Source organism: Streptomyces sp. BHT-5-2 (assembly GCF_019774615.1).
Classification (GTDB): domain Bacteria; phylum Actinomycetota; class Actinomycetes; order Streptomycetales; family Streptomycetaceae; genus Streptomyces.
Map to the genome: position 1 here is coordinate 3,440,910 of NZ_CP081496.1, position 10,485 is coordinate 3,451,394.

The 10,485-nt window shown below is 67.7% G+C and carries 10 protein-coding genes and 2 pseudogenes; 5 read left to right on the forward strand and 7 right to left on the reverse strand.

Translation table 11 applies throughout. The features are described from left to right. Positions 1 to 455: 455 nt before the first annotated feature. Positions 456 to 1,742, reverse strand: a complete 1,287-nt coding sequence (locus K2224_RS15355) for a hypothetical protein (RefSeq protein ID WP_399020050.1) — start codon at positions 1,740 to 1,742, stop codon at positions 456 to 458. Between the two features lie 165 nt (positions 1,743 to 1,907). Continuing rightward, on the reverse strand, positions 1,908 to 2,336 hold the full coding sequence (locus tag K2224_RS15360) for a hypothetical protein (RefSeq protein WP_221907079.1): 429 nt from the start codon (positions 2,334 to 2,336) through the stop codon (positions 1,908 to 1,910). A gap of 340 nt (positions 2,337 to 2,676) precedes the next feature. Between K2224_RS15360 and K2224_RS15365 the strand changes: the two genes are divergently transcribed. After that, positions 2,677 to 3,918, forward strand: a complete 1,242-nt coding sequence (locus tag K2224_RS15365; RefSeq protein WP_221907080.1) for a hypothetical protein — start codon at positions 2,677 to 2,679, stop codon at positions 3,916 to 3,918. A 154-nt stretch (positions 3,919 to 4,072) separates the two neighbouring features. On the opposite strand, the pseudogene K2224_RS15370 reads toward K2224_RS15365, so the two are convergent. Continuing rightward, a pseudogene (locus tag K2224_RS15370) lies at positions 4,073 to 4,159 on the reverse strand (IS5/IS1182 family transposase); the annotation flags it as partial. A gap of 130 nt (positions 4,160 to 4,289) precedes the next feature. Here K2224_RS15370 and K2224_RS15375 point away from each other — a divergent pair. The 3 genes from K2224_RS15375 (at position 4,290) to K2224_RS15385 (ending at position 6,760) form a co-directional block, all read left to right on the forward strand. Beyond that, complete coding sequence (locus tag K2224_RS15375; protein WP_221907081.1) at positions 4,290 to 4,841, forward strand: hypothetical protein; 552 nt, start codon at positions 4,290 to 4,292, stop codon at positions 4,839 to 4,841. A gap of 488 nt (positions 4,842 to 5,329) precedes the next feature. Further along, positions 5,330 to 6,496: a cytochrome P450 gene (locus K2224_RS15380; RefSeq protein WP_260692658.1), complete on the forward strand. Its 1,167-nt coding sequence runs from the start codon at positions 5,330 to 5,332 to the stop codon at positions 6,494 to 6,496. Between the two features lie 90 nt (positions 6,497 to 6,586). Further along, the gene (locus K2224_RS15385; RefSeq protein WP_221907082.1) at positions 6,587 to 6,760 is read left to right on the forward strand and encodes a hypothetical protein; all 174 of its coding nucleotides are present in this window, start codon (positions 6,587 to 6,589) and stop codon (positions 6,758 to 6,760) included. A gap of 188 nt (positions 6,761 to 6,948) precedes the next feature. Here the strand turns inward: K2224_RS15385 and K2224_RS15390 are convergent, their stop codons facing one another. After that, positions 6,949 to 7,728: a hypothetical protein gene (locus K2224_RS15390; protein WP_221907083.1), complete on the reverse strand. Its 780-nt coding sequence runs from the start codon at positions 7,726 to 7,728 to the stop codon at positions 6,949 to 6,951. A gap of 409 nt (positions 7,729 to 8,137) precedes the next feature. Here K2224_RS15390 and K2224_RS15400 point away from each other — a divergent pair. After that, positions 8,138 to 8,254 (forward strand): annotated as a pseudogene (locus K2224_RS15400) (IS5/IS1182 family transposase); the annotation flags it as partial. 4 nt (positions 8,255 to 8,258) lie between these two features. Here the strand turns inward: K2224_RS15400 and K2224_RS15405 are convergent. The 3 genes from K2224_RS15405 to K2224_RS15415 form a co-directional block, all read right to left on the reverse strand. After that, on the reverse strand, positions 8,259 to 8,609 hold the full coding sequence (locus K2224_RS15405; protein WP_221907084.1) for a hypothetical protein: 351 nt from the start codon (positions 8,607 to 8,609) through the stop codon (positions 8,259 to 8,261). Positions 8,610 to 9,331: 722 nt separating this feature from the next. Continuing rightward, a complete protein-coding gene (locus tag K2224_RS15410; RefSeq protein ID WP_221907085.1) occupies positions 9,332 to 10,225 on the reverse strand; it encodes a methionyl-tRNA formyltransferase in 894 nt (297 codons plus the stop codon). Next, positions 10,222 to 10,431, reverse strand: a complete 210-nt coding sequence (locus K2224_RS15415) for an MbtH family protein (RefSeq protein WP_221907086.1) — start codon at positions 10,429 to 10,431, stop codon at positions 10,222 to 10,224. Before K2224_RS15415 ends, K2224_RS15410 begins: the two co-directional genes overlap by 4 nt. Between the last annotated feature and the right edge of the window lie 54 nt (positions 10,432 to 10,485).

Genomic DNA, 10,485 nt, shown 5'->3' on the forward strand with positions numbered 1-10,485 from the left:
CTATGCCGTGCGCGGAGACCTGGCGGTGGGCGAGGTGCTCACCTCCCTCCTCGGGCCGGCCGCGATGAGTTCTACCTCGCCTCGGTGGTGGGCGGTACGACCTGGGTGCTGTGCGTCGGCCCGGGCCGAGGCCCTGTACGCGGGCGGCCGGGTGGCGCTGGCGGTCGTCCCGCGGCGGGACGGCGAGGAGCCAGGTGGCTGGTCGACCCCGGTCTGGCGCTGTCGTGTCTGGCGAACGCGGACGGGGCCGTACGGTTCAACTTTGACTACGTGGTACAGCGACGACCCGGTCGAGACCTGGCACCAACCGCACGGCGCATAGGTTCGGTTGGGCCCGCGCGAACGAGCCCGCGCCACCCGGGGTACTCGGGGGTGCGGGCTCGTTCGTGACTTCACCGTGTGGAACCGGGAGGTCGGGGTTCACGTGTGGGGCCGCGCTCACGGGGTGGGGGTCGTCAGACTCCGGTCAGGGTGTACGTGCCCGTTCCGTCCTGTCGGCCGCTGGAGTACTGGCGGATCAACTCACCGTCCGCGTACCGGTCGTGGCCCATCATGGAGCCGGTGTACTTGTTCTGCAGACCGATCTTCGTGCTCCCGGGTACGTCGCGGTAGATGTAGAACCGCTGGAGGTCGTCCTCCCCGCAGTTGGCCGTTGTCAGGTAGGCCTGCTCCTGGTTGGCGATGTCCGCCGGGATGGTCGCGCATCCGCCGTTGCCCCAGTTCCACAGGGATGCCTCGATGACTCCGTTGTTCTCCGTGACGTTGCACAGGCGCCAGTTGTCCAGGTGGGCGCTGGTCCAGTTGGATTCGCGCAGGCGGATGCCGTCGTTGGCCAGGAGCGGTGCGCTCCAGTTCAGGGGCTTGCCGGGAACGTCGATCTTGTAGGCGCCGGGTTGGCAGTCCAGGGCGGCGCGCGGAGCGGGCTTGGCGGCCTGGGTGGCCTTCATCCTCTGGGTGGCCTTGGCGGCCTGCTCGGCTTCTTGACTGGCCTTAACGGCCTTCGCCGAGGGGACTGGCCCGGCCGGGTGCTTCGCGGTGGCGGCGGCCGAGCCGCAGTCGAGGAGGTCCTGCGCCTTGCGCATGATGCTGTTGGCGGGGACCTTGTCCTCGCAGCGCACCGCGCCTTCTTCGAGGGTGGTGTAGGTGGTGTAGCTGCCGGTGTCGGGGCCCTCGGTCCACTTCAGGCCGTAGGTGCCGCCGCCCAGGTCGGTGCGGTTGCAGTTGAGACTGCCGTAGGTGCCGGTGACCTTCTTGGTTCCCTTGTAGAGCCCGTAGTAGCCGGGCTGGAAGAAGTTCCAGGTGATGGAGTTCGACACGCTGGACGTGGAGGAGTAGTTGACCTGAACGTTCAGGCCCAGGCTCGCGCCGACCAGGCCGAGGGCCTCGGTGCCGAAGCTGCCGTTGACGCCGCCGTTGAGGCCGACGGAGACCGAGATGGTGGTCTGGGTGTTGGTCGAGATGGTCTGGGTGCCGGTCGAGCCCTGGGTGACGTACCAGCCCTTGAAGTGAGTGATCGTCGGGGCGACTTCGGTGGTCTTGATGAACGGGTGGCGTGTGCCGAGGTCGGCGGAGGTGCAGGTGTCGCCGAGCTTCGGCTTGCCGGCGGTTACGGCAGGTTTCGGGTGCCCTGCCGCGGCGGCGGGGCCGGCCACGGCAGTGATGGCGGCGATTGTCGAAGCAGCGGTCACGGTGAGGGCTACCAGCCCTCTGGCCCAGCGGCCGGAAGATCTTAAGTGGCTCATCATGCCCTTTTCTTGGCCGGGTGGCATGTCACCCCAGGCCGGAATTCTGCTAGTTACATGGCGGGGAGCGGTGGTCGATCGAGGAGAATCTAGCGTCGGCAGCGACGCAGTGGCGATGACGGAATCAGCCCGTCCGAGGCACAACCCATGCCCCTTCATGGGCTGTTAGGCAGTCTTGACCTGCCCGCAGGTCATCAGGATTTCATCCGCATAGCTAAGATGCACCGCCATCGCCACACAGATGAGCTGTTGTAGTTGTGATTCCGCCGCTGTCACCTCGGCGGCCACCGAGTACCAGACCGGCCTTTCGTCGTTTGCCGGCGCGACCGACCGCCACCTAGCCATCACGGTATTCGGCCAACTTGCACATTCTGAAACCGAGCACCTTCGACAGCCATGGCGTCTTGAATGTTTGCGCGTCAGCGTGAACAGCCCTATGAACGATGGGGGCAGAGAGGCATCGGCGCGGCAGAAGAGAATCCAGCGAATCGAGCCAGATGAGTGTCCGGCGGTGAGCTGGAAGGGAGGAGCGCCGATCCCGACGGCCGACCCGGCAGCATCCGCATGATCCCCGACCGCATCCAGCGCGGGCACACGGAACACAACCAATCGGAAAACAAGGAGTAAACGACATGCCCTTACCAGGTTTACATCGTCGCCACGGAGGACGGGACCGAAGACCGAACAGGCGGCACCGTGCCCTGGCCGGGGCGACGCCGGACGCCGCTGTCGCATTCGGCGGTCCAGCGACGGCCACCGGGCCCGCGCACCCTGCCGACCGCGGGAATGCCGTCGCGAAGACGGGCCGCGGTGGTAGGCCCGAACAGGCCGAAGAGCGAACGTGGAAGATTCTAGTGCTGGCTGACGCAGACGGGCCCTACCCCGGTTCGATCCCGAGTGGATTCACATGCCACCGGAAAAAGGGGGATCAACTTTGAAACGCGTCAGACGACTGCTGGCGGCGATAGCCTCACTCGCCCTCACCGCCGCCCTGCTGGCCCTGGGAACCTCCCAGGCCGCCGCTGCCCCGGCCACGGGCCGGACCGCCCCTCACGGCCACGGCACCTGCACGCCCGTCCCCCTCGGCAGTGGGGCCCCTAAGGGCGCGGCGTGGCCCTGCTCCGAGGTCACTTCCGTACCGCCCGCCTCCGCGCGTGCGCTTGGCCCCGCCCCCCGCGACAACGGCAGCGACAGCGACGATCCGGACAGCCCGGACAGCCTGTGCGACAAACAACCCAACTCCACCCGCCTCGCGTACTGCATTACAAGGCCGTTGAGGTGGACGTACTATGGCCCCGATAACTCGGTGATCGGCACGGCCGAGGGCTACCTCGCGATCTACTCCAGGCTCAAGAGCGTAACGAACGCCAATTGGCGGGAGCACGTTATTGTCACCCTGGACAAGAAATCAGAGAAAATTCCCGCCGTGCAGATGAACCTGCAGAGCACCTGCATCGGCCAATGCACCGCGTCAGCGCCCCTCATTGGGACGCTGACGAACCCGGGTGACCACCTGGGCGGGTCCATCGACTACAGCTCTTCAGTCGGCCAGGACTCTGAGGCGCTGTCCCGCATCCACTACCACGTGGAGCTGAACATTCTGGCCCCCGGGGTACCCCTGCCAACTGAGAACAACGACTGGGACGGCATCCAGATACGCTGTGACGCCAAGGTCAGTAGCTCACCGGGCTGCATCATCCCGGAGCACCTGGCCAATGTGACGGTCCGCGAGTCGCTCTACCATGCCGCTGCCGTCACCTATGAGTGGGCGCAGAAGAACCTGCAGAAATTCGGCAGCAATAACTTCGGTACCGCGGAGCATCCCCTGCATCGTGGCTCCGGCGGGAAAAAGGAAGCGGACAGAAAGCGCGGGATTACCTGTAGAAGCTTCCCGGATCACCCCTCAGTGCCGGACGACTCGTGTGATGAGTTCCCTTTCGCCATGTCCAACGAGGGCGGCAACCCCCCGTCCGCGTGCGTGGACATCCTTCCCCAGAAAGTAGGCGGTGTATGGAGCGTCACGGTCCTGCATGGCGACGAGGCCACCGCGCGTTGTGTGCGCTCCCACGTCACCCGCGTTGACAACGAGGGCGTGGGCCAGAGGGAGCTCAGCGCGGCCGTGAACTCCGACCGTATCCTCGAGGGCGAGGCGTTCCAGGTGATCATCAAGCCCTAACCTCGCGCTTTCACTTGGGGTGAGGGCGGTCACCGTGCCGTGAACGCGAAAGTGCCTCCCGGCCAGGGACGATGAGACGTGTCCAGGGTCTCTGCTGTCGCGGTGGGAAGGCACTTTCTGCGTGAAGGCATCGGTTCGCGTCCCAAGGTCCATTCACGGTGTCCTTGCGAAATCGCTTCCGGGGCTGCAGCGCGAGCATCGGCCCCAGGTGGTCGATGATCCGGTCCGCCGCCGGCTTCGAGGTCGGAGGTCCGGTTGGGCGGCACGTGTTGAGGACGGGCACGGTCGGCGAGGGACACATCCACCTTCTTCCACGATGCGCGCAGCCTCAAAAGGGACAAGATCGTGAGACGGATACGGGTGGCCCGCCGATGAGACATCTCGAGAACCTGCAGGTCGCTGGAGCGGTAGGGGACTTTCCCATTGCGGACCTACACCAAGAGTTGCCCCTGTCCAGCCCGGGGCTGAAAGAGGTGCAGGTGCAGGACCTCCACTGCACACTGCTGCACGCCGTCGACCTCGGCCTCGACAACATCGAGCAGGCCACGGTGGACGCCGTCATCGAGGACGTGACGCGCTACGCGCAGATGCTGGCCCCCTTCACGCTCACGTTCGACCGGCCGGCGGTCGGCAACGCGGCCTTCGAGATCAGCGGATGGCCGGGCGACACCTTCACGCAGATCGTGGAGACTCTCACGCAGGTGATGGAGCCGAGGTGCGGGCCCTTCACAGCCGCGCCGAGCCGCTGTCCCCGCATCTCCCTCGCCTACACCTCCACCGGCGCCCGACGTCAACGCCGCCGACCTCAAGGCCGCGCTGGCGGACATCGAGGGACCGCTTTCCGGGACCATACGAGCGGATCGACTGCATCTCGTCGAGCAGCGGCACGACGGCGCGCAGATCGCCTGGAATCGCATCGCTGAGATCGCCCTCACCGGGGAGGTGCCGGCATGAGTTCCTGGCCCGGCCGCCGTCCGATCCATGCCGACCAGGTCCACGTCATCACCGGTACCGGCACGATGGATCACCGGTACCGGCACGATGGCTTTCGTCGGGGACATCACGTCCGTAGGTGTCTGGCAGGACGGCCGCAGCTTCATCGAACTGACCCTGCCCGACGCCGACCCCCGACAGCGGCGGTCACTGTCAGCCGCGTTCGTGGCCGGGAGTGCCAGGGTGTGGGTCCACGTGGTGATCACGTCTGCGCGGTCTCCGGCGCTGAGGGGCCGGGTCAGCAGGGCAGACGGATTCAAGGAGGGCGACGACCTCGGTGGTTGGCTTGTGTTCACCTTTACGGGTGGAGTGCCGCCCCTGCAGCGTTGTGCAAGGTCGCCGATGGACAAGTCCGCGACATCAGCAGCGATTCTGGCATGACTCGGATGAAGCCCCTTCGGCTCTTGGGAGGCGTGCGGTGAGCGTGAGGGAGATGCGCCGCTTCCGGCGTGATCCGCTGGGGTACATCGAGGACCGCGCTCGCCGGAGCCACGCGGAGGTGTTCCGGCTCCCGTGGGGCGCCTGGTGTGTGAGGGATTCCGAACTGGCGCTCACCGTGCTGCACGACCCGGTCTTCCACACCGGCATGTCCACGTTCTTCGGGGACATGCTGCCTTCGCGGCCCGCCCAGATCGCCCTCGGCCGCACCGTCCGAAACGTGATGCGGGCGCACCTACCCGCCTACCGTCAGTGCCTGGCCGAAGCCGCGGACAGGTTGGGGCCGGTCAGCCAGTGGCCCCAAGCGGGGCCTTCGCTGGTGTACCGGTGCACGGCGGACGCGTTGCTGCACCCCGGCGCCCCGCCGGAGCTGCGGCGGCTGATGGTGAAGGCCGTGGCGGGCGGACTGACCGCCCGCCAGCCGCACATGTGGCAGCGGGCACGGGTGGAAATGCTGCGCCCCGGGCTGCTGTCCGCGCTCACCGAGCAGGTGAGGCACCGCCGGGCGGAGGGCTCCGGAGCGGGCGAGCCGCGGGACGTGCTGGACGCGGTGATCGGAGCCTGCCCCGAGGGGACCACCGACCAGAGGGTGACGGACCTGTACGTGCTGCTGTTCCAGTCGATCGTGGGCAACATCGGCTACGCGGTGGCGTGGGCACTCCTGCTGGCTTACCTGCACCACCCGCCCGGCCCGCCCTGGCCATGGGCCACGGAGTCGCTGGTGCGCGAGGCCGGACGGCACCGTCCGTTCGTCTGGATGGTCGGCCGGCCCGTCCCCTACGCTCTCGAGTTCGGCGGCCTGTCGTTCGCGCCGGGCACGGCCCTGTCGGTCAGCCCCTACTTGCTGCACCACGACGCGGGCCGCTGGGACCGGCCCGAGCTGTTCCGGCCCGAACGCTGGGACGAGCCGGGCGGGCAAGGCCCCTACCTGCCCTTCAGCACCGGTCCGTTCACCTGTGCCGGGGCGGCCGTCGCGCACAGCCTGATCACCGAGGCGGTCACCGCCCTGGCACAGAACGCCCACCTGACCGTCAGCGGCGGCGATGATCGGCCCCTGGTGGCCGGCTCCGTCCTCCCCCGTCCCTTCGTCCTTCGGCGTACCCCCAAGACCCCCGTCAAGCCTGCGCTGACGAAGGGAGGTGAATGACATGATCGCTGCCATCCGACGCATCCTCAGGAACAAGCCCGCCAGTCTCTGGGACCCGCCCGTCTGGCTCTAGTAGGCACCATCATCCAGGTGGTCCGCACTCCGTGGCCAACGGCGTGCGAACCACCTCCCCTCGGCGGGACCTGGCCGAACCCCTACAACGCGACGACGAACGTCATCGGCCGCGACCAGGTAACCATCGATCACATCGTTGCGCTGTGCGACGCGTACGAGTCCGGCGCGAAGGAACCCAAGGTCAAGTAGCAGGTCCACGACGAGACCGAGCTCCACGCCGCACTCAACACCTGCCCCGGCCGAGTACGCGTGCGGCCGCTCCAGGGTCTACGCCTTGTGCGACAACCACGGCCCAGCTCCATGCGAAGGCCAAACACGTCCGGCCCACGGGCGCAGGGAGCGATCGGCAGCGTCCGGCCCACGAGTGCAGGAGGGGATTATGGGGCGCTCCGCCGATGAGCGGGCGGCTCGGTGGAGTTGTCGATGTCCATCAGCTCGGCTCCGGTCTGTTCCCGCGATGCGGTTGAGGAGGGTGGATCCTGGTTTCGTTGTGTGGGCCCGAAGGCGGGTGGTTTCTGGTTGTCTCCGGCCGGGCCTACATCGCCGTTCTTCCACGCGGGGTCGTAGGCGCAGGGCACGGTGGCGTCGCCGGTGAAGTACTGCCGGTCCGGGAACCAGGTGAAGGACATCCGCTCGGTCCCGTCGTCGCGCTGGACGAACAGGTCCCAGTCGCCTTTCTCTCCGTCACGGTAGGACGTGATTTTCCAGCCGGTGTCTTTGAGGTGCTGGTGCAGTCGACGGAGGCCGGGGACGGCCTGGCTGGCGGGGACGTGGTCCAGCGCCCAGTTGTGGCTCACCCGGTAGGCACCGTCGATGGTTTTGTCCTCCAGCCCCAGCAGGCCGCCGTCGTAGCAGAAGCTGGAGCTGAAGGTGTTCTGTGTGCTGACGCCGAGGTGGTCGACACCTGGGCTTATGGTGCGCTGGAACCCCATGGTGGTGTAGGCCTCTTGGGATCGTTCGAGGGCGCGGCCGGCCATGTCCTTGGGTGCGACGCGGGGAAGGTCCGTCGCGCCCCATGAGCCCGATGCGAGCTGGACCACCAGCACGAGCACGATGACGAGTGCGGCGCAGCCGCATCCGAGGGACCCGAGGAGGGAAGAGGGAGCCCCGGACTCGGTCCGGGTGGTGGTTTTGGTCGGTGCGGTCTCCTCGGGCATACGGGGACGGTATGTCGGCGGGAGCGGGATCGGATGAGTGTTGCTACCCGGCGGGGAGTGAGCACGCGTACTCAGTCGGTATGCCCCTCTTGCAGCAGCCCTTGAGCAGGTTCGTTCTGCGAGAACGCTCCCGCCCCACCATGACGGTTGCTCCGCAGTGGAGGGCCATCGACCGCGTCACACCCGGCGACGACCGCGGGCCAGCCGGTGACTCTCCAGGAGCCGGACACCGATCACGCAGGCGTGATCATGACCGAGTACGACCCGGCGGCGGACCGCTGCGTCCCGACGACCGCCGAACACGCCGTACGGGCAGGCTGGTTGGTGGCCGAGGCACTGGCTGCGACCGGAGGAGCGCACTAAGGTCTGGCCAACGGGTCTGGCGGCTGACCCAGCCGACACGCCCTAAGAACGAGCCGTCAACGCCCTCAAGGGCTTCCGGGTCGTAGCAACGACATACGACGAGAGAGCGTACGTCTTCCAGAGCACAGTCACCCTCGCTGCGATCCGGCTGTGGGTCCGTTGATGATTTACCCGGGGGCCGAACCGAAGCGGACGCCCAGGGCTTGGGCGCCGGTGGGTGCGTCCCATGTGGCGCCGGTACCCACGAGTTCGCCCCATTGCCCGCTGCATGATCCGCTGGCGTAGAGGAAGGCGGTGTCGGTCGTGTCGTTGGAGAACCTGACCGCGCCCCCGGTGAGCGGGACGCACGTGTCGCTGGGCGGGTCCTGGCCCTGGAAGGTCTGCCCGGACGGTGTGACGTAGGTGTAGGTGCCGGACGCCGCCTGCGCGCTGCCCACCGTCGCCGTCAGCAGCGCGAGCGCCGACGCTCCCGCCAGAACGGCTTTCCTGAGTCCTCGCCGCCCCCATAGCGACCTCATAAGTCCTCCTTTATCGGCCCGAACCCGGTACCTCAGTGGAAGAAGCCAGCACAGCGCAGCACGTCAGCCCTGGACAGAGCCCAGACAACAGTTCCCCCAAAACAGCGAGGTGGAGCTCTTGTGTTTGAAATAGCAGCAGATGCATGGATCAGCGCTGACTCATCGGACACGCCCTAGTCCCGTCGGTGTCGTCGACGTGCTTCAGCCGCATGCGGGTCGCTACTCCCCCGGCCTGGTCGGGGTGTACTGCGGGTCCCACGGTGCCGGGGTGACGGGCGCGGGACCGGAACAAGGCACTGCCCCTGCCTGGCCGGTGCCGAACGGGCGGCCAGTGCCCAGCATCCGGCGGTGCGGCGGCTGCAGTTCTTCCTCTCGGAGCCGGCCTGGGATTAGGAAACGGTCAACACTGGCCGCCTGAAACCGCTGAGGGCCGACTCGACCATCGCCCCGCAAGCGGGCGGCGTGCTGGTGGTCGACGACTCCGGGCACCGTAAGGACGGGGCAGTAACCACGCACGTGGGCAAGCAGTGCCTCGGCTCGGTCGGCAAGTCGGCCACACCTTGCCAGTGTTCCCCGGGCCGCACCAGAGCCATGCCTGCCGGTGTCCGCGGCGGTGCTCGGGGCCAGGCTTCCCCAGTTACGGCCGCACCCAGCATCGCTCTGCCAGATCGCACCCACCGGAGCGGGTGCTCATGGGTTCCGCGGGCACCTGTTGGGCATCGTCATGCCGGGTCCAGCCGGTCGGCGGCCAGCACCCACAGTTCGCCGGTACCGCACGTGATGCGCCGGCCGGTGCCCGGCGGTGGCTGTTCCAGCGTGGTGCGGCGCAGCCGCCAACGTGCACCGTCGATCATCGCGACCGGGCCTTGTACGCGGGGGTGGTGGCCGGCGATGTTCCAGGCGCGCACCTGTGTGTGGATGTGCGCGGCTCCTGCGGACCAGTCCACTGTGGCGTACTCCGCCGAGAAGAAACCGGCCCAGGTGCCCTCGCGCCGGGGCTGTGGTTCGCCTGCGTCCCCGTGTGCCAGCCGTTGCAGTACCTGCGGGAGCATCGCCGAAGCGGCTTCCAGTACCCGTGAGTTGACTCCTGTGAACGACCAGACCTGGTCGTCCAAGGGGATCATCGTGCAGGCCAGCACGGCCCCAGTGTCCAGCTCCGCGTCCATCCGGTGCCAGGTCACGCCGATCTGGCGTTCGCCGTTGCGCACTGCCCATCCCACCGGGTTCGGGCCCCGGTAGGAAGGCAGGTCGGAGGGGTGACAGTTGATCGTTCCCAGGCGTGGGGCGGACACTGCGGCAGCGGACAGCTTTCTCGGGTAGCCGTAACTCACCGCTGCGTCCAGAGCGTACGCGCGCAGGAGCGCAGCCACCGATTCCGGGCTGGAGGGGATGGCCAGGTCCACTCCTGGTGGCAGATCGTGCTCGGTGAGCACATGCCCCGGCCAGTCGAGGGGGCGCCGGTAGCTGATCACCACTGGGACTTGGTGCCCCAGGGTGCGCAGCGCCTCGACCAGGGGAGGGGCTGTCTGCGGCAGCGCTGCCACGACGGCGATGCGCAGGGCGGGGACGTCCTGACCGGCGGCGGTCGCCGCCGCTGAGGTGTCCGAGGCGGTCATCGGGTGGCCCCGGCAGTCCGCACCGAACGCGGTCGCAGGTCGGTCCAGGACGCCTCGATCCAGGCCAGGCAGGTGGCCCTGTCGGCGCGGGGGTGTACCTCGCGCCAGCCTTCCGGAACGGCGATGTGGGAGAGCCAGAGGCTGTACTGGTCTTCGTCGTTGGCAAGGACGAGGAAGGTGCCGTCGGGGTCGTCGAAGGGGTTCATCGGGGCTCCTCGGATGGCGGCGGGGTGCGCCGCCGGGGGGTGCTGCGGTCGGGT

Excerpts from the sequence above, each read along its gene's own strand:
- K2224_RS15355 (WP_399020050.1), bottom strand. The coding sequence starts at position 1,742 with ATGAGCCACTTAAGATCTTCCGGCCGCTGGGCCAGAGGGCTGGTAGCC.
- K2224_RS15375 (WP_221907081.1), top strand. The coding sequence starts at position 4,290 with ATGAGACATCTCGAGAACCTGCAGGTCGCTGGAGCGGTAGGGGACTTT.
- K2224_RS15390 (WP_221907083.1), bottom strand. The coding sequence starts at position 7,728 with ATGCCCGAGGAGACCGCACCGACCAAAACCACCACCCGGACCGAGTCC.
- K2224_RS15405 (WP_221907084.1), bottom strand. The coding sequence starts at position 8,609 with ATGAGGTCGCTATGGGGGCGGCGAGGACTCAGGAAAGCCGTTCTGGCG.
- K2224_RS15410 (WP_221907085.1), bottom strand. The coding sequence starts at position 10,225 with ATGACCGCCTCGGACACCTCAGCGGCGGCGACCGCCGCCGGTCAGGAC.
- K2224_RS15415 (WP_221907086.1), bottom strand. The coding sequence starts at position 10,431 with ATGAACCCCTTCGACGACCCCGACGGCACCTTCCTCGTCCTTGCCAAC.